The sequence below is a fragment of the Bacteroidetes bacterium endosymbiont of Geopemphigus sp. genome (assembly GCF_002904345.1).
In the GTDB taxonomy this organism is placed as follows: Bacteria; Bacteroidota; Bacteroidia; order Flavobacteriales; family Blattabacteriaceae; genus GSPS2-BC2016.
In genome coordinates this window covers 683704-700156 of record NZ_PEIH01000005.1, presented here as the reverse complement: position 1 = coordinate 700156, position 16453 = coordinate 683704, and the positions used below count along the sequence as shown (strand labels likewise).

The window sequence follows — 16453 nt, the reverse complement described above, 5'->3', positions numbered from 1 at the left end:
TTTAATAGTCTCGTAGCTCAGTTGGTTAGAGCGCTACACTGATAATGTAGAGGTCCGCGGTTCAAATCCGCGCGAGACTACGTGAAAGAGAAGGGGGATTAGCTCAGCTGGCTAGAGCGCCTGCTTTGCACGCAGGAGGCCATCGGTTCGAATCCGATATTCTCCACTTTTTGAAAAGTTCTTTGACATACGAATCATAACAAATAAAATCTATACTTTACTGAAAGTAGTAAGAAACAGATAAGAGCGCATGGTGGATGCCTTGGCTCTGAGAGGCGATGAAGGACGTGGTAAGCTGCGATAAGCTGCAGGGATCGGCACACACGATTTGATCTGCAGATTTCCGAATGGGGCAACCTGCTATATTAAAGATATAGCATCATCTTTGTTGATGAAGCAAACCCAGGGAACTGAAACATCTAAGTACCTGGAGGAAGAGAAAACAAAAGTGATTCCGCAAGTAGTGGCGAGCGAACGCGGAAAAGCCCAAACCATCAAAGTTTCGGCCTTGATGGGGTTGTAGGACTATAATATGGAATGAGATTTTGTAGTAGAATGATCTGGAAAGATCAATCATAGAAGGTGAAAATCCTGTATACGAAACATAATTTCTACCTAATAGTATCCTGAGTAGGGCGGGGCACGTGAAATCCTGTCTGAATCTGCCGGGACCATCCGGTAAGGCTAAATACTCCTCAGAGACCGATAGCGAACCAGTACCGTGAGGGAAAGGTGAAAAGTACTTCGAGTAGAAGGGTGAAATAGAACCTGAAACCATGCGCTTACAAGCGGTCGGAGCCCTTTCGTGGGGTGACGGCGTGCCTTTTGCATAATGAACCTACGAGTTAATCCCTCTGGCAAGGTTAAGCAGTTCAGCTGTGAAGTCGAAGCGAAAGCGAGTCTTAATAGGGCGTACAGTCAGTGGGATTAGACGCGAAACCGAGTGATCTACCCATGGGCAGGTTGAAGCTGTGGTAATACACAGTGGAGGACCGAACCGGTTGACGTTGAAAAGTCTTCGGATGACCTGTGGGTAGGGGTGAAAGGCTAATCAAACTCGGAGATAGCTCGTACTCCCCGAAATGCATTTAGGTGCAGCATTGTGTTAAGTATTATAGAGGTAGAGCTACTGATTGGATGCGGGGGTTTCACCGCCTACCAATTCCTGACAAACTCCGAATGCTATAATATGTTTCACAGTAGTGAGGGCATGGGTGCTAAGGTCCATGTCCGAGAGGGAAAGAACCCAGACCAACAGCTAAGGCCCCTAAGTATATGCTAAGTTGACCAAACGAGGTTCGGTTGCACAGACAGCTAGGATGTTAGCTTGGAAGCAGCTATTCATTTAAAGAGTGCGTAACAGCTCACTAGTCGAGCGACCGAGCGTGGATAATAATCGGGCATAAGCTATATCGCCGAAGCTATGGGATCGAAAGGTCGGTAGGGGAGCATTGTAAATGATGTAGAAGCCGTTTTGTGAAGAGCGGTGGAGTTTTTACAAAAGAAAATGTAGGTATAAGTAACGATAATGCGGATGAGAAATCCGCACACCGAAAGACCAAGGTTTCCTCAGCTATGTTAATCAGCTGAGGGTTAGTCGGGACCTAAGGCGAAACCGAAAGGTATAGTCGATGGACAAGCGGTTAATATTCCGCTACTTGCTTTTATTGCGATGGGGTGACGAAGTAATGAAATCGTCGCGTGCGGACGGAAGTGCACGTTGAAGTAATCGGGTATAATGTATATAGGTAAATCCGTATGTATTGCTCAGTTACGATAGTACCACAAGCCTTTGGGTGCGTGGATAGTACGACTAAAGACTTCCAAGAAAAACCTCTAAGCTTCAGATATAAGCAACTCGTACCAAAACCGACACAGGTGGTCGAGGAGAGAATCCTAAGGTGCTCGAGTGAATCACGGCTAAGGAACTAGGCAAAATCGACCTGTAACTTCGGGAGAAAGGTCGCCTTCCAAAAGGAAGGCTGCAGTAAAGAGATCCAGGCGACTGTTTATCAAAAACACAGGACTCTGCTAAATCGAAAGATGATGTATAGGGTCTGACACCTGCCCGGTGCTGGAAGGTTAAGGAAGAGAGTCAGCTTTCGAGCGAAGCTCTTGACTGAAGCCCCAGTAAACGGCGGCCGTAACTATAACGGTCCTAAGGTAGCGAAATTCCTTGTCGGGTAAGTTCCGACCTGCACGAATGGTGTAACGATCTGGATACTGTCTCGGCCGTGAGCTCGGTGAAATTGTAGTATCGGTGAAGATGCCGATTACTCGCAATGGGACGAAAAGACCCTGTGAACCTTTACTATAGCTTCGTATTGACTTTGGATAAACAATGTGTAGGATAGGTGGGAGCCTTTGAAGCATCATCGCCAGGTGATGTGGAGTCGTCCTTGAAATACCACCCTTTGTTTGTCTGAAGCCTAACTCGGTAACGAGAACAGTGCGTGGTGGGTAGTTTGACTGGGGTGGTCGCCTCCAAAAAAGTAACGGAGGCTTTCAAAGGTACCCTCAGCACGCTTGGTAACCGTGCATAGAGTGTAATAGCATAAGGGTGCTTGACTGTGAGACCCACAAGTCGATCAGGTACGAAAGTAGGATATAGTGATCCGGTGGTTCCGGATGGAAGGGCCATCGCTCAAAGGATAAAAGGTACTCCGGGGATAACAGGCTAGTCTCCCCCAAGAGCTCATATCGACGGGGAGGTTCGGCACCTCGATGTCGGCTCGTCACATCCTGGGGCTGGAGAAGGTCCCAAGGGTTGGGCTGTTCGCCCATTAAAGTGGCACGCGAGCTGGGTTCAGAACGTCGTGAGACAGTTCGGTTTCTATCTATTGCGAGCGTTAGAAGCTTGAGTGGAGCTAACTCTAGTACGAGAGGACCGAGTTGGATGAACCTCTGGTGTATCAGTTGTGTTGCCAAGTGCATCGCTGAGTAGCTATGTTCGGATGAGATAAGCACTGAAAGCATATAAGTGCGAAGCTCACCACAAGATGAGGCTTCTTTATAAGAGACGTTGAAGATCACGACGTTGATAGGCTATAGGTGTAAAGACAGTAATGTCATAGCCAAGTAGTACTAATCTCTCATAAGTTTCTGCTATGAAAGTATAGTTTTTATTTGTTAACTCGTGTGTTAAAAATATACAAAGCTTTGGGTGACTAATGCGACGGTGATCACCTCTTCCCATTCCGAACAGAGAAGTTAAGCCCGTTAGCGCTGATGGTACTGGGTAGAACCGGGAGAGTAGGTAGTTGCCCATTTCTTTTTAGTAAAAAAGCCTCTATTTGGAGGCTTTTTTCTTTATCAACCCTCACATAATAAGCACTCTGAGTATAAATCCCGCATCTTGGTTTCCGCACGTAAAATGCTTTCACTTCTATAATAGTAAAGACTTTTTAAACCGTTTTTCCAGGCTTCTATATGTACTTGATTAATAAATTTTGCTGGCGCATCTTGAGGAAAAGCTAAATTAATACTTTGAGCCTGATCTATGTAGGTTTGACGAATAGCAGCTTGTCGTATCAATTCCAATTGATTAATCTCCTTAAAGCATTTAAAAACGTTTCTTTCCTCTTCACTAAGTGCTTCTATGTTTTGACAAGATCCTTTTTCATTAGCAATATGGTCCCATATTTCAGGAGTGTTAAGATCTTTTTTTCTGAGTAAGGTTTCTAGTTGAGGATTTTTTCGAATATGCATTCCCTTAGCATCATCATCCACATAAATATTTGCTGCGATAGGTTCTATGCCTTGTGAAAGGCCTCCGCCAAGCTTGGCGGAGCTTCGATTAGGCGCAATCGCCGTTAACGTTAGATTGCGTCTGCCTGTGTCCTTGGTCCATTCAGATTCACCATATACCTTAGCGAGGTGATAGGTAGCTCTTTGAGCTTCTGTTTGAATTTTTCCAAAAACTACTCTGGTTAAGGTATTGGCCTGTAAAGAAATAAAAGGAACCATTTTTGACTGTAAATAAGAATGCCAGCCTAGTGAACCTAATCCGAGAGCTCTGCTTTTTTCAGCAAAACGAACAGCGTCCTCTATCCCTTTTATACAGCGTCCCTTTTCAATAAATTCCTGAATTACGGCATCAAGAAATAGTATAGCGTAAAATATTGCATCCGTATCTTTCCACTCGTCATATTTATATAAATTCATTGAAGAAAGACAGCAAACCAGCGTATGATTTTCATCAGTAGGAAGCATGATTTCTGAACAAAGGTTACTATGCCATATTCTAAGATCGTTTTCTTTCCAATTTTTTGAAAGATTTTTGTTAGTGTTATCAATAAAAAAAAGATATGGTTCACCTGTTTTCACACGCTTTTTAAGTGTATCAAGCCATAATTCCCTTTCATCACCTTCTTTTTGAAGTACTTTCCGCATGAATTTATCGGAAATCACAGCTCCCTGATGAATATTATGACATTGACGATTCACATCGCCTTTTGGCTCTCTTATTTCCAGAAACTGAGGGTATTCTTTATGTTCTATATCCAGATAAATTGCTACGGCTCCTCTGCGCGTACGACCTTGTTTGCTGGCAATGATAGTACTATCATAAGATTTGATAAACGGAATAATTCCATCAGAAGTACCTAGAGCCCCTTCTTTAATCAGAGCTCCAGCTGGACGTACTTTGCTGAAATCGTAGGCTGTTCCCCCTCCATGCTTACTTAGTATAGCCATTTCAAGGTTTTTACGGTAAATGTCATACATACTATCCCCTACACGACTTGAAAAGCAACTAATGGGTAAGCCTTTTTCTGTTCCAAGATTAACCATTACAGGGGTAGAAGGAATCAGCCAGCCTTTCCAAAAAATATCAAAAAATTTTTCCTCAAGAGAAGGATTTTTATGAATTCTCACAGCGGTCCTTGCCATTCTCTTATAGGCTTCAAAAGGAGTTTCATCTTTTAACAGGTAGCCGCCTTTTATGGTAGTTAGATAAAGCTCATTGTTTCCCCAAAGTGGAAAGTCTTTTTCAACTCGCCATCCCATTTTTTTAGCGATAGGGTGTGTTTTCATAAAATTTTAAAAAAGATTTGCTGTATTCCAGTCCGTATTTGGCTTGCTATAACCTGTTTCTCTGTTGTCAAAAAAGTCGGTTTGCTGCTCACCCGATACGGTGATGTAAAACCAACTCATTTCTTCCAATAGATCATGATCTACCTCATATTTTTCGTTAAGACCTAGTTCTAACAGTTTTCTGTTGGCTCGATCTTTCATGAAATTTTTAAGCTGCGCTTTGCTTACGGTGAGTAAATCTCCTTTTTCAAATATTCGATCTATAAATATGAATTCGTTATTTAATGCTAATTCAATACCTTCATAAATTAATTTTTCTATAGATATTAATAAGTCGGGATTTTCCCCGCAGAGGACGCGAAATATTTTGCAGCCAGCCTCTGAATGCAACGATTCATCGCGTATGGAAAAAATCATTTGTTGCCCAATTCCTTTTAAACGATTTGACCTTCTAAAGGAAAGAAGTACGGCGAAAGAGGAAAAAAGTTGAATGCCCTCGGCAGCAGCTGAAAATAGAGCTAAACTTCGAGCGATGTTCTCCAACGGATAATCTTTATTCTGATCATAACGTACGTCCATTAGCGTACGGAGTTTATTCATCGTGGCTTCATCCTTAAGAAAAGCTTCAAAATCATCTAGACCCAAGGTGTCATTCAAATAAGAGTAAGCTGTAGCGTGTATGGTCTCGAAAGCGCCAAAGGTCTGCGCCATGATTTTAATTTCAGGAACAGGGAACCACTCAGGTACCATTGTAGACCAATAGTTTCCTACTTCAGTTTCGGTTTGTGTGAAGCCTTTTAAGATTTCGCCAATCACAGATTTTTCCTCTTCAGAAAGATTTTCATTCCAGTCTTTTACATCAGATTGCATATTGATTTCTGTATGCAGCCAGTGAGCATTTTGTTGTTTGAACCAGTAATCATAGGCCCACTGATACTCAAAAGGCTTAAAGGCCAATCGTTCTTGGGTAATGCTCATAATGTTTTAATAAATATTTAACTATTTTATTGAATTTTTTGTACAGGACAAATTTTCTTGCGCGCAGCATTTCATTTATGATTAAAATTTTTAAAACGCGCCAAGAAAAGAGTAAAACAAATTTATTGCTTAATTCAAAAATAATAATACTGATCTGTTAGATTTATTTCTTGGTTTATCAACAATTCATTTACTAAATTTTCTTGATATTTTTGCTTATATGCCAGTATAATGGTTTTTTTAATCAATTAACCAACTCATATATAAGCAATCCACATATATGCCAAGAAAATACATAAAATAAATGATGACTATACATTTTTTAGAACTGAATCTTATTTTTAAAAATTTATTCTATGAATCCGCATGGCATTCATAATAGCTATAAGTGAAACACCTACATCGGCAAAAACAGCTTCCCACATATTTGCTAAATTTCCGACTCCTAAGATTAATACAATTCCTTTTATGATGAAAGCCAGGCTAATGTTTTGCCATATTATTTTTTTAGTGTCTTTCCCTATTTTACAGCTGTAACAATTCGTTAGGGTTGATCTGTTTGAATGACCACATCGGCTGTTTCTATGGCTACATCGCTACCTAAGACCCACCATAACGATACCTACGTCACTTAGAGCTAATACTGGCGTATCATTGATGCTATCTCCTGCAAAAGCAAGCACATAGGAGTCTTTTTTTTAATATCTTCCACTGTTCCTTCCTTCTTCAGGAAGCAACTCTCCATAGGCTTCTCCAATGTTTAGTGATTGCGTTGTTTTTTGTACTACGGAATTTTTATCTCCTGATAGGCAGAGAATTCTTTCTATACATATCTCTTGCATATTCGCAATCGCCTGGGCGGTATCTTTTTTAAGTTCATCGGCGATCACGAAACATCCTGTGAAACGATCATCTAGAGCTATCATTACTAAGGTATCTGTCTTTTGATCAAGAATGAGAGGATAGTCTATAGCGTACCGCTTTAGCAATTTTCGGTTTCCGGCAAGCACTTTTCGATCATTAACCTTTCTTGTAAGACCGTAACCTGAAATTACTTCTATTTCTTTTATAGAAGTAGTTTGCATGTCTATATTTTTTTTCAGCGATCCAACGACAAATGACCTGCGCCACCAGATGTGTGGATTTCGATTCCAGAGCTGCCGCTAACGTGCCAAATTCCTCCTCAGAGTTATATTTTTCTCCCAATACGATTTTCTCGTACATTAAATACGCCTTTAGTTAAGGTACCGGTCTTGTCCATAATTACCGTATTAAACCGACTCATTATATCAAGATAATTTGAACCGTTAAATAAAATTCCCATACGCGAAGTCGCTCCTATCCCGCCGGTATAGTCCAGTGGAATCGAAATGACCAAGGCACAAACATGAAATCACTAAAAAGATCAGCGAGAGATGAAACCACTCATCGAACACATAATTTTTTACAAAAAAATAAGGAAAAAAAAGGAAAAAAATAAAATAAGAACGCAATGCTTGTTACAATTGATGTATTGATTTTTGCCAATCGACTGATGAGTTGTTCAGTACGCGCTTTTTTAGACGAGGCGTTTTATACCAGATCGAGAACGCGAGCTAAAGAACTCTCTTTAAAAATCTGGATAACCTCGATTTCTATAGTTTTTTGAAGATTAATCATTCTGGCTAGAACGTTTTTACCGCTCTTTAGTCTTTGGGGACGGCTCTCTCCAGTAAGAGCTGCTGTATTAAAGGAAGATTCAAAACCTTTACGTAGTAATCCGTCAAGCGGAACCTTTCCTCCGGCACGCACTTGAATAATACGGAAATTCTCCGGATGGGTTTTTGAGAAAACATCATTTCTAAACACTTCAACTGTCTTAGGTCGAATAGTCCAGAAGGGTCTTAATATTTCTTTTAGCTCTGTTTACGGCAGCCTCTTGATAGAATACTCCAAGAGTTGCCATAAGAATCAGAGAAAATTCATTAAAAAAGCTTCCTTTTTTAGTATATCTGACTGCTTGTACTAAAACTGGAAAAGCTATGAGAAGGTAAGCTATCAAATACCAGAGCAAATGTATTTTCTCTTTAAGAAAATTGCTTTTTAGATCGTGATCTAAGTAAATGCTTAAGATCAATGTAAGAAAACTCCCCAAAGTTAATATCCACTGGTAAAGACTACTGACTTCTTTATCATGTGTATGCTCATACATGTTCTCTTTATCAGTATTTTTTCCTCTAGAGTAGAGATTATAAGATATATAGATAAATATACTAGAATATCTATGGGTTTAGCTTTGGATTTGGAGTAAGCTATTAGAATATATTTCTGAAAGACTTTTTATTTTTAAAATGTTTTTCTGGATAGAAAAAAATAATAGCTTCGATAAAAAGATTGAAATTAACTCCAGAGGCGCACGATAGAAATTAAGCGATCACTTTGTCTCATAAACTAACTTAAATCAACTTAAAAATTAGACTAATAGTATAAATTACGCATTGTAAAAAAGCACTTTAAGTATTACTCTGATTAATCTGGTGTAAATAACATTATTACCAATAATGTTTTGGTATTTCAATAAGGTTTTTAATCCACGGATTTTTAGCGCATCTCGAATCTTCGTTAAAAGGTTTTCCTTAAGACTGGGTGGAGTATTTTCCACATGCTTTTTGTGAAGGCGGTTAAGGCCCTTTACGATTAAAAATATACAAGCAGATATGATCAAAAACTAATGAAATCTTGTATAAAATCTCCATAATGGATGGCTAATTCATTCAATACCCAGGTGTTTGAGTTTTCGGATTGAAGGTCAAATCTTCTTCTTGAGCACAAATTTTAAACTGTTAAAACGTTTATCGCTGGTAATATATACCAGGGGTAGCATTAAAAGATTATCTGCTATTGAATTAACCAATTTCCCAAACGCTCCTCCGATGATCACCTCTATAGCTAAATCTAAGGGATTACCACGGGAGATGAATTGTTTGAACTCATCAAATATTTTCATAACATGTTTACTCTTTTTTTTATCAGCACAATTTTACCAATGTACTTTAGACAGCTGTATTTTACAGGTATTTTTTCTTTTGAATTTCGAGTATTATTTAGGATATGCATTCCTGCAAGAACGGAAAAAGATATAACAATTACGATAGTAAAAATGGATATGAATAATCCATATTCTATGGCTACTTCTCTTCTATAAGGAACTGAGCTCGTTTTAGGAATTTTTTCTATTAATACGATTTTAGATCCCGAAGGCTTGTAATGTTCAAAACATATTGAACTAAGAGTATAATAATATTCTATAGTAAGGAAAGCAGTATACTGGAAATTATTATACTTATCAACACAAGTAACGCAGGGCTTCCAAGACTTACATCTGAAGAAAGTTTCTTGATAATTTTACGGTAATGCATATGTCTAAACTATAAATAATATCTATAAAGCCACGTTATTGAGCGATTTTTTCAAAATACGCCTTTGTTTCACCTTCTTTTACTCTCCATTTATCAGCCATTCCGGCATTTACTTCAAGTACAAATTTTGTTGGACCTTTAGAAGAGTCTATCCCAATTTCTGTAAATGCTGTTGCGTTCTTTGCGATGTTCAATACCGTACCGTCTTCTTTTATATAAATTATATCTAACGGAATGCGTGTGTTTTTCATCCAAAAACTTCTCTGTTCAGATTGTTCAAAGATAAATAGCATTCCGCGATTCTCGTTCATAAAGGAGCGGTACATCAAGCCCTGGGAATGCTGAATTTCTGTAGTGGCGAGCTCTATATCTAGTTTCTTAAGGACTTTATCGCCATTTTTTAACCAGAGTTCCCCCTGTTTGATAAACTCTATTTCAATATTTTGATCTTCTTTCGTTGTCGATACATCTGAGGTGCTTTTGCTTTCGCAAGCCATAAAAATCAGCCCCACAAGCAGTACATTAAAAAAGATTCGTTTCATGGTAGATTAAATTTTCTTTTCCCGCCTGTGGCCATGAGGAAAAGCCCTATAATTATAAAAGGAATACTAAGAAGCTGACCGGTATTAAGCATGCTTGTATAAAGTATTTCATGCCCCTGTGGTTCTTTAATGAATTCTGTTAAAAACCTCACAGACCATAACAGCGTAAAGAATAGACCGAACATATAGCCTAAATAGTATTTCTTATTCGTTTTTCGGTAGATGAAATAAATGATAAGAAAAATACATAAATACCCTAATGATTCGTAAAGTTGGGCCGGGTGCCGGGGAACTATTTCGCCATATTCTTCGTCCATTTGCATGAATTTCACTGCCCATGGCAAATCCTTAGGTTTGCCAACGATTTCAGAGTTGAAAAAATTGCCGATGCGCACGAACATTCCTCCTAAAGCAACGGGTATGCAAATTCTATCGCATATCCATAAAAATGGTTTATGAAGAATGCGTTTGCTATAGAGCCAGCTTGAGAGGATCAAACCCAGAGTGGCCCCATGACTGGCCAGACCACGGTAGCCTATGAATTCATAGTCTTTAAAAATACCCATAAAATAAGTATCTTGCCTTTCTCTTATAGGTAATAAAGCTTCCATCCAATGATTTTTGAAGTAAGGCAAATCATAGAAGAAGACTTGTCCCAAACGCGCGCCTATAAGTGTGCCTAGCACAGTATAAAGCAGCAAAGAGTCGAGATGTTTTTTATCTACTTTTTCTGTATCATAAATCTGATTCATGATGCCCCATCCGCATAAAAACGCTAAAACAAACATGAGACTATAAAAATGGATCGTAAAAAAACCAAGCTCTATACCCTTGATCGGGTCCCATAGGATGTATTTCAATCTATTCATCAAGTATTTTCTTTCGTCAGTGGATCATAACCATCTTTGCTCCATGGATGGCAACGAAGAATTCTCTTTAAACCCAGAAAACTTCCATAAAAAAGTCCATATGTTTTTAAGGCTTCCATAACATAGGCTGAACAACTCGGCACAAAACGACAATTCTCTCCAAGCCACGGAGAAACTGCTCGTTGATACACTCTGATTAAGATTATAAAAGGCCAGATGGTGATCTTTCTAAGAACTTTCATGGCCTAGCAAAAATAATGATTTTGCAATTAGTATCTTTGAAAATCATTAAGAAATTATATGAGAAATTCCTTTAGTTGAGCGCATGCGACCTAAATCCCTGGAGGATTATATAGGTCAGCCTCAAGCTTATGGGACCTGAGGGGATTATTACGATGCTTCATGCTAATTACCTGCCGTAGAAGGTCTTATGGAGTCTCCTGGTACAGTCCTACTCTGGAGCGTTTGTTGGCTCAGGTTTTAAAAAGGTCTTTTCATCAGTTAAGCGCAGTAAGCTCGGGTTTGAAAGAGGTTTGCGAACTAATTGAAAAAATTAAAACATCTGACCTTTTTCCGCTAACGTCCCGGTGCTTTTTATCGATGAGATTCATCGTTTTAATAAATCCTAACAAGAACTCTTTACTGGAGGTGGTGAAAAAGAGGGGTTGGCTCAGCTTGTGATTGGCGCTACAACTGAAAATTCTGGCTTTGAGGTGGTAACCGCTTTGATTTCGCGTGCTCAATTTACACACTTTGCCTATTAACCCATAGCGGAACTTAAAGATCTGGGAAGGCAAGCCATTGAAAAAGATCTATGGCGCTTTCCAAAAAGAAAATTCTCTTTAGACAATCCGGTTCCTTATTGTCTTATTTTAATGGAGACGATCGAGAATTACTCAATACCCTTGAGTTCGTGGTGAGCATGCTTTCGGAGCAATCTGTCATTGAGGTAGATGATACGCTTGTTAGGAAATCTCTTGCCCAAAAATCTGTTTGTTATGATAAGGCAGGAGCAATACATATGATAGTTCCTCAGCTTTTATTAAATCGCTTCGCGCATCGCAGGAAGATGCTGCTCTTTATTGGTTGGACCGGATGATCGAAGGCAGAGAGGAGGTAAAATTTATTGCCCGGTTCATGCTTATTTTGTCCTCTGAGGATATTGGGAATGCTGATCCTATGATTCTTTGTACCGTCTAATAGTAGATTCCAGGCAATAAACGTTGTCGGTTATCCTGAGAGCAGACTTTTACTAAGTCAGTGCGCAGTGTACCCCGCGCAAGCTCCCAAATGGGAATCTTTCTTATAAGGCGATCAACACTGCACAGGAATATTTGAGACATACAGGAGATTTACCGGTTCTTTTACATTTGAGGAACCCCATCTACCACTTTTATGAAAGAATTAAATTATGGAAAGGGCTATCAATCTCCTCATAAGGATGAGGAGTAGGAAACACTTCGATAATCTACTTTCTTGAAAGTATTGAGGGAATATTCCTTCTGAAATGAAGAAATAAATTGTAATTCAGTAAAATACTTACATTGCAATTATATCCCTTAAATGCAATTTTCAAAAGGATTTTAGAAAGATTTTAGTGAATTTACCGTGTATTTATGATTACTTTCATAATATCGTTAATTACCTAAAAAGCTCTCAGTTTATATCATTGAGCAAATGAGTTACGATCATATAGTGGGGCGTATTATCGATAAAGCGTGGTTAAGAAAAAAGATAGCCGAATTTTTTGGCGGAACTCATGAAAAGGACAAAGCTGTCTCTGTAGCGAAACGGACTAATGATTATATAAAGAAAGCTCTTAACCTGATCAAGAAGAATAAAGAAAATTCCTTTCTCAAAACACAATAAAAACATACAAAACTGCCTTAAGCAAGCTTAAAGCTTTTGAATGAATATAAGAGAATGCGATAGTAAAGTTCACTGATATAAACCTTAGTTTTAATAAGGAGTTTATAGAACATTAAGCAGGCTTGAATAACTTAGAGACGCAAGTGTATGGGTCGTTATGAAAGGCATCAAAACCCTTAGGTAGGATAGTTAAACTTTAAAGGTCCAGACTACATGAAGAGTTTGAGAATCCTGAGTTTTGTTCCTAAAGGTTCTTCGGTAAAGAGTGAGAGCGTTTACTTAAGCGATGATTAGATTGAAGAAGATTTACGATCTGGATCTCTTTGAAAATGAGAGGCCAGATAAAGCTGGAGACTGCTTTATAGTGAGGCTGCGACTTTTTAAAGCTCGATGTAAAGAATATCAGTGTAGGCTATATAGAGTCGTAAACGCAAAAGAAAGATCATAAAATCATTATACCACTACGTCCACAGCTTAAAGCGGTATTAGATAAAAGAGGCGGATTGCGAATAGAGATAGCAAATAATAAGTTTAACCTCTATTTTAAGGAGATCTTCCGGCTCTCCAGTATTACACAACGAACCGAGGAGTTTTGATGAACCCCGAAACAAGATACAAGGAAGAGGGCGCATTTTCCAAATACCGATTGGTAAGCTCTCACACCTGACGAAGATCCTTCGCCATAAACCTTTACGGCAAGCTGCTCAACTTATCGATCGTGGCGATCACGGGACATAAAACGGAAAAGGAGTTTTTAGAGTATATCAAGGTCTCTCCGAGAGAACACGCCGAAAAGCTTAAAACTTTATGAGAAGAGGCTGTGTGATTAATAAAATAGGATGAGAAGTTTGTAATTTGTAAAATACAAAGCCGGAATGTCTGATACTACCGCGTAAAGTGAGTAAAGAGAAAAGTTAGGCTGAAAATTCATAATTTAATTCTTTATTGAAAGATCTCCATAAATTGGCCTAAAATAATCCCCCAGTTTTGAATAGGGATAGACCATTTTTTGGTAGCCTCCCACTTAATTTGGGGACAGCCTCATAAAATAGGAAAGGACATCTTAATTTTGTGTGTGCTTTCTGATTTTTCCATTTAGATTTTCAATTATATTGGTGGTATAAATGATTTTTCTAATCTGAAAAAGGAAAAACTCAAAAAATACAATAAGTTCCCACTAATTATCTTTCCAATATCTAACGGCATAAGAATATTTAGCTTCCCACTTATGAAAATCATTTAAAGCGCCCTGGGCAGGTTCTTTAGCGGGAGTGTTAATCTGCCTCATATCAGAAGAGAACTCTTTACTCTCTCTTACTCCACGAGCTTTTACATCAGTCAAGACGCCCATCCAAAAGCTTGAACTTTCGTTCTTTTTTATTATTCTATTGAACCTATTTCTGACTTAAGATTGATACGAAATCAAACTTATGATCTCTTTAGAGGAATAAAACAAGAGATGCTTATCTCTTTACTTTTTCTAACAGCTGCTTTGTTATTTCATCGTTTTTCATTTCTAAAAAATATTTTTAGAGAAAGATGAATTAAGCTATAGAAATTTCATTTTTTACTTTTTCTTCCGGGCTTACAAATACGAGTTCTTTATCGGAATTCTCGGTCATCAATAGCGTGTGCCATTGCTTTCGATTCCCCAGATTTTACGCGGTGCGAGATTCGCTACTATGGTTACTTGTTTTCCGATAATTTCCTGCGCGGAATAGCTCTCGGAAATACCTGATACAATGGTTCGCACCTGAGTTCCCATATCTACCTGAAGCTTGAGCAGTCGGTGTCGGCTTGAGCTATTTTTCCAGCTTCTATTATAGTTCCTGTACAGAGCTTTTTTTTTAAAAAATCCTACTTTTCTTGAGCAGGATGATTTTTTTCTGAATCAACAGAATCTTTTATCAGTTTTTTTCGTTGTTTATTAATAGTTGGGGTTTCAATTTTTTCAAATAATAAGTCTGTTTTTCCCAACAGATGTCCAGGTTTTAATAATTCTATATCTTGTAAATTATCCCATGAAATGGGGGAAATTCTGAGCATTTTCATTAATTTTTCAGAAGTTTTAGGCAGAAGAGGCTCAGATAGATGGGTAAGCATTCCGGCGATTTGTAAGGATATATATATCACAGTTGACGTTCGCTCAGGATCTTGATCATGTGTTTTCCATGGTGCTTGATCGGCCAGATATTTATTTCCCATTCGAGCGATTTTCATGAACTCGCTCAAAGCTTCTCGAAACCTGTAAGCTTCTATTAAATTTCCTATACGTTCAGGAAATCTTTGCAATTCTTTAAGTTTTTGACAATCATTTTCTGTAAATATTTTAGGTATGGGTACTTTTTTAGAGAAATACTTTTCGGTAAGTACACTGATGCGATTGATGAAATTCCCTAAGATTCCGACCAATTCAGAATTGTTGTGTCCCTGGAAATCTTTCCAGGTAAAATTATTATCTTTATTTTCAGGCATATTAGCGGTCAATACATACCGAAGGACATCTTCCTGACCGGGAAAATCTTCTAGATATTCATGCAACCATACCGCCCAGTTTCTTGAGGTGGAAATTTTTTTGTTTTCCAAATTAAGGAACTCGTTGGCAGGAATGTTTTTTGGAAGTATATAATCACCATGCGCTTTGAGCATGACGGGAAAAATAATGCAATGAAATACAATATTGTCCTTTCCGATAAAGTGAATTAATGAAGTGTCTTTATTCTTCCAGTAAGACTCCCAATTTTTTCCCTGGCTTTCAGCCCATTCAATGGTGGAGGAAATATAGCCTATAGGCGCGTCAAACCATACATATAATACTTTGCCTTCAGCTCCTTTAACCGGAACAGGAATGCCCCATTTCAGATCGCGAGTGACCGCACGAGGTTTTAATCCTTCATCAAGCCAAGATTTGGCCTGTCCATATACATTGATTTTCCAGTCTGTTTTATGATCCATCAGAATCCATTGCTTAAGAAAGTCTTCATAGCGATCCAATGGCAAGTACCAATGCCTGGTATCCTTAAGTACAGGTCGGTTGCCGCTGAGCGCTGATCGCGGTTTGATAAGTTCTTTTGGGCTAAGTGTGCTCCCGCATTTTTCACACTGATCCCCGTAGGCGTTCGGATTTTGACAACTCGGACAAGTTCCCGATATATATCTATCAGACAGAAACTCAGAGGCTTTCTCATCATAATATTGCTGGGAAACCTCCTCGATAAAAACTCTTTCCTGATAAAGTTTTTTAAAGAAATCGCTGGCCGTACGGTAATGCGTGGATGATGAGGTCCTTGAATAATGATCGAAAGAGATGCCGAATTTTTCGAAACTCTCCTTAATCATAAAATGATATTTGTCCACTGCCTCCTTGGGGTTGATTCCCTCTTCTTTGGCACGCAAAGTAATGGGAACGCCGTGCTCATCAGAGCCGCAGATAAATACCACTTCTTTTTTTTTAGAGCGGAGATAACGTACAAAAATATCTGCCGGTATATAAACTCCTGCCAGATGTCCAATATGAACCGGGCCATTGGCATAGGGAAAGGCGGCGCTAACAGTATAGCGCTTAGCTTTACTATTCATGAAATGAATTAATTCATAAGATCTCAAATTTAGCAAAACATTCTTATTGAAATAATTCACATGTCGCATATACTTGCAGTTCAATAACAACATAATTATATGCTATAAAAAATCAACATTTATACGCTATTTATTTACTCTTTTTTTCTTTCTCCTTTTTTGCCCAAATCCCTTTAGAGCATCC

Annotated in this window: 11 protein-coding genes, 2 tRNA genes, 2 rRNA genes and 3 pseudogenes; 7 read left to right on the top strand and 11 right to left on the bottom strand. The window is 38.6% G+C overall.

Annotated elements, in window-relative coordinates:
- Window positions 1-6: 6 nt before the first annotated feature.
- The 4 genes from CS842_RS04695 (at window position 7) to rrf (ending at window position 3269) form a co-directional block, all read left to right on the top strand.
- Window positions 7-80, top strand: a tRNA-Ile gene (locus CS842_RS04695).
- A gap of 12 nt (window positions 81-92) precedes the next feature.
- Window positions 93-166: transfer RNA gene (locus CS842_RS04690), tRNA-Ala, on the top strand.
- A gap of 64 nt (window positions 167-230) precedes the next feature.
- Window positions 231-3108 (top strand): 23S ribosomal RNA (locus CS842_RS04685).
- A 51-nt stretch (window positions 3109-3159) separates the two neighbouring features.
- Window positions 3160-3269 (top strand): 5S ribosomal RNA (rrf, locus tag CS842_RS04680).
- Between the two features lie 43 nt (window positions 3270-3312).
- Here rrf and CS842_RS04675 read toward each other — a convergent pair.
- The 9 genes and pseudogenes from CS842_RS04675 to yidD all read right to left on the bottom strand — a co-directional run bounded on the left by CS842_RS04675 (window position 3313) and on the right by yidD (window position 11063).
- Window positions 3313-5034 carry a ribonucleoside-diphosphate reductase subunit alpha gene (locus CS842_RS04675; RefSeq protein WP_103327702.1) on the bottom strand — a complete coding sequence of 574 codons (1722 nt, stop codon included), beginning with the start codon at window positions 5032-5034 and terminating at the stop codon, window positions 3313-3315.
- A gap of 6 nt (window positions 5035-5040) precedes the next feature.
- Window positions 5041-6012, bottom strand: a complete 972-nt coding sequence (locus tag CS842_RS04670) for a ribonucleotide-diphosphate reductase subunit beta (protein ID WP_103327701.1) — start codon at window positions 6010-6012, stop codon at window positions 5041-5043.
- Window positions 6013-6710: 698 nt separating this feature from the next.
- Window positions 6711-7097 (bottom strand): hypothetical protein, encoded by a 387-nt coding sequence (locus CS842_RS04665; protein ID WP_103327700.1) that lies wholly within the window; start codon window positions 7095-7097, stop codon window positions 6711-6713.
- A gap of 487 nt (window positions 7098-7584) precedes the next feature.
- The gene (locus CS842_RS04660) at window positions 7585-7860 is read right to left on the bottom strand and encodes a P-type ATPase actuator domain-containing protein (protein ID WP_195909880.1); all 276 of its coding nucleotides are present in this window, start codon (window positions 7858-7860) and stop codon (window positions 7585-7587) included.
- A gap of 10 nt (window positions 7861-7870) precedes the next feature.
- Window positions 7871-8203 carry a hypothetical protein gene (locus CS842_RS04655; protein ID WP_103327698.1) on the bottom strand — a complete coding sequence of 111 codons (333 nt, stop codon included), beginning with the start codon at window positions 8201-8203 and terminating at the stop codon, window positions 7871-7873.
- Between the two features lie 279 nt (window positions 8204-8482).
- Window positions 8483-8998: pseudogene (gene mscL / locus CS842_RS07630) on the bottom strand (large conductance mechanosensitive channel protein MscL).
- Between the two features lie 447 nt (window positions 8999-9445).
- Window positions 9446-9952, bottom strand: a complete 507-nt coding sequence (locus CS842_RS04645) for a DUF192 domain-containing protein (RefSeq protein WP_103327696.1) — start codon at window positions 9950-9952, stop codon at window positions 9446-9448.
- A complete protein-coding gene (lgt, locus tag CS842_RS04640) occupies window positions 9949-10821 on the bottom strand; it encodes a prolipoprotein diacylglyceryl transferase (RefSeq protein ID WP_103327695.1) in 873 nt (290 codons plus the stop codon). Before lgt ends, CS842_RS04645 begins: the two co-directional genes overlap by 4 nt.
- On the bottom strand, window positions 10821-11063 hold the full coding sequence (gene yidD / locus CS842_RS04635) for a membrane protein insertion efficiency factor YidD (protein WP_103327694.1): 243 nt from the start codon (window positions 11061-11063) through the stop codon (window positions 10821-10823). Before yidD ends, lgt begins: the two co-directional genes overlap by 1 nt.
- A 572-nt stretch (window positions 11064-11635) precedes the next feature.
- Here yidD and CS842_RS04630 point away from each other — a divergent pair.
- From CS842_RS04630 to CS842_RS06905, 3 genes are all read left to right on the top strand, one after another.
- Window positions 11636-11920, top strand: coding sequence for a hypothetical protein (locus tag CS842_RS04630; protein ID WP_103327693.1), 285 nt, complete (start codon window positions 11636-11638; stop codon window positions 11918-11920).
- Window positions 11917-12021 carry an AAA family ATPase gene (locus CS842_RS07975; RefSeq protein ID WP_103327692.1) on the top strand — a complete coding sequence of 35 codons (105 nt, stop codon included), beginning with the start codon at window positions 11917-11919 and terminating at the stop codon, window positions 12019-12021. Before CS842_RS04630 ends, CS842_RS07975 begins: the two co-directional genes overlap by 4 nt.
- A gap of 477 nt (window positions 12022-12498) precedes the next feature.
- Window positions 12499-12690 (top strand): hypothetical protein, encoded by a 192-nt coding sequence (locus CS842_RS06905; protein WP_103327691.1) that lies wholly within the window; start codon window positions 12499-12501, stop codon window positions 12688-12690.
- A gap of 942 nt (window positions 12691-13632) precedes the next feature.
- On the opposite strand, the pseudogene CS842_RS07965 reads toward CS842_RS06905, so the two are convergent.
- Together CS842_RS07965 and metG are read right to left on the bottom strand one after the other, a co-directional pair.
- A pseudogene (locus CS842_RS07965) lies at window positions 13633-14065 on the bottom strand (transposase); the annotation flags it as partial.
- A gap of 169 nt (window positions 14066-14234) precedes the next feature.
- Window positions 14235-16269, bottom strand: a pseudogene (gene metG / locus CS842_RS04610) (methionine--tRNA ligase).
- Between the last annotated feature and the right edge of the window lie 184 nt (window positions 16270-16453).

Coding starts and splice junctions, on each gene's coding strand:
- CS842_RS04675 (WP_103327702.1), bottom strand. CDS start 5,034: ATGAAAACACACCCTATCGCTAAAAAAATGGGATGGCGAGTTGAAAAA.
- CS842_RS04670 (WP_103327701.1), bottom strand. CDS start 6,012: ATGAGCATTACCCAAGAACGATTGGCCTTTAAGCCTTTTGAGTATCAG.
- CS842_RS04665 (WP_103327700.1), bottom strand. CDS start 7,097: ATGCAAACTACTTCTATAAAAGAAATAGAAGTAATTTCAGGTTACGGT.
- CS842_RS04655 (WP_103327698.1), bottom strand. CDS start 8,203: ATGTATGAGCATACACATGATAAAGAAGTCAGTAGTCTTTACCAGTGG.
- CS842_RS04645 (WP_103327696.1), bottom strand. CDS start 9,952: ATGAAACGAATCTTTTTTAATGTACTGCTTGTGGGGCTGATTTTTATG.
- lgt (WP_103327695.1), bottom strand. CDS start 10,821: ATGAATAGATTGAAATACATCCTATGGGACCCGATCAAGGGTATAGAG.
- yidD (WP_103327694.1), bottom strand. CDS start 11,063: ATGAAAGTTCTTAGAAAGATCACCATCTGGCCTTTTATAATCTTAATC.
- CS842_RS04630 (WP_103327693.1), top strand. CDS start 11,636: ATGGCGCTTTCCAAAAAGAAAATTCTCTTTAGACAATCCGGTTCCTTA.
- CS842_RS07975 (WP_103327692.1), top strand. CDS start 11,917: ATGATCGAAGGCAGAGAGGAGGTAAAATTTATTGCCCGGTTCATGCTT.
- CS842_RS06905 (WP_103327691.1), top strand. CDS start 12,499: ATGAGTTACGATCATATAGTGGGGCGTATTATCGATAAAGCGTGGTTA.